This window comes from Shewanella inventionis (assembly GCF_014641855.1).
GTDB classification, from domain to species: domain Bacteria; phylum Pseudomonadota; class Gammaproteobacteria; order Enterobacterales; family Shewanellaceae; genus Shewanella; species Shewanella inventionis.
Window position 1 is genome coordinate 1 of sequence record NZ_BMII01000127.1, and the last position, 673, is coordinate 673.

Annotated in this window: 1 protein-coding gene and 1 pseudogene; both read right to left on the minus strand. The window is 44.6% G+C overall.

All coding sequences use genetic code 11. The annotated features are described in order from the left end of the window. Positions 1 to 190 (minus strand): annotated as a pseudogene (locus IEW93_RS22215) (IS630 family transposase); the annotation flags it as partial. Further along, the coding region (locus IEW93_RS21910; protein WP_188741292.1) for an IS630 family transposase at positions 174 to 673 on the minus strand (500 nt) is incomplete at its 5' end. The pseudogene IEW93_RS22215 and the gene IEW93_RS21910, both read right to left, overlap by 17 nt.

Below are 673 nucleotides of genomic sequence, written 5' to 3' on the forward strand. Positions count from 1 at the left end.
TTCTCGGACAAACCGCACCAAAAAGATGGACATACTCGAATTGCTGTTGCCTCACTGCGAGCGGACGGGTACCTTTTTCAGCCCAAAGTTTGGTGGTGGTATTTTGCTGACCAATACGCGCCTCATCTTGAAACCAGATATCTACATCAGCCGGCGACACAAAAACAGGGATGTCAACGATCGTTGACAAGGGGAAGTTTTTTAAAAGCCTCCATGACTTCAACATCTTGTTTCGGATGTTTAGAACGGCTAGAAAGCCAGCTAAATCCGAGTTTATAAAGTATTTTATAGACGTGATTGAGGTGAAACGAAATACCAAACTCGCTCAATATATAGCGTCGTATATCTTGACCAGTGAGTCTACCACCGGCCTCTGATTTGGCAGCCTCTGTCAACATCAGGGTTAACTGTTTGGCTTGCTCGTCTGTTAATCGCGGTGGTCTGCCTGAAGACTTTTTACTCTCAATACCACTTAGACCTTGGCTTAAATAATTGCTGATCCATTGATTCACAATCCGACGACTGACCTTGGTCATAGCAGCGACTTGAGTTCTATTCGCTCCCTCAAGAAAGTGTGCTACGGCCAATAATCGCAAACGCATTCGGGCATCTGCTGTTTGCTTGGATAGCCTGATTAATTCGAAACTGGTGTGTTGTTTCATTGCTAAAAAAG